This is a genomic window from Streptomyces niphimycinicus (genome assembly GCF_018883605.1).
GTDB lineage: Bacteria > Actinomycetota > Actinomycetes > Streptomycetales > Streptomycetaceae > Streptomyces > Streptomyces niphimycinicus.
Genome location: NZ_JAHLEM010000133.1, coordinates 1 through 640 on the forward strand (window position 1 = coordinate 1; position 640 = coordinate 640).

Genomic DNA, 640 nt, shown 5'->3' on the forward strand with positions numbered 1-640 from the left:
GCTGACCTCGGTCGACCGGATCATGGTGGCCGGGCTGCTCGGTCCGTCGCGGCTGGCCAGCCGGGTCTGGGAGCTGGAGTCGGACCGGGGCACGGTGGTCGACACCGCCGCCGCGGATCTGCGCCGCATCGAACGCGATCTCCACGACGGCGCCCAGGCCCGGCTGGTCGCCCTCGCCATGGACCTGGGCCTGGCGAAGGAGAAGCTGGAGGAGGATCCGGAGGCCGCCGCCAAGATGGTCGACGAGGCCCACGGCGAGGTGAAGCTCGCCCTCCAGGAACTGCGCGACCTCGCCCGCGGCATCCACCCCGCGATCCTCACCGACCGCGGCCTCGGCCCCGCCCTCTCCGCGCTCTCGGCCCGCTGCACCGTCCCCGTCACGGTGACCGTCGACCTTCCGCAGCGGCCCGCGCCCGCGATCGAGGGAATCGCCTACTTCACCGTCTCCGAACTGCTCCAGAACATCAGCAAGCACAGCGGCGCCCGCACCGCCGAGGTCGATGTCTGGCGTACCGAGGACCGGGTGATGCTTCAGATCACGGACGACGGACGGGGCGGGGCGGACACCTCCGCCGGTTCGGGGCTGGCCGGGCTGTCCGAGCGGATCGACGCGGTGGACGGGATCCTCGTCGTCAACTCC

General features: G+C 72.3%; 1 protein-coding gene. It reads left to right on the forward strand.

Annotated features, from left to right (window positions below):
- Positions 1-640: sensor histidine kinase (locus tag KN815_RS14125; protein ID WP_253208966.1), on the forward strand; the 640-nt coding region annotated here is incomplete at both ends.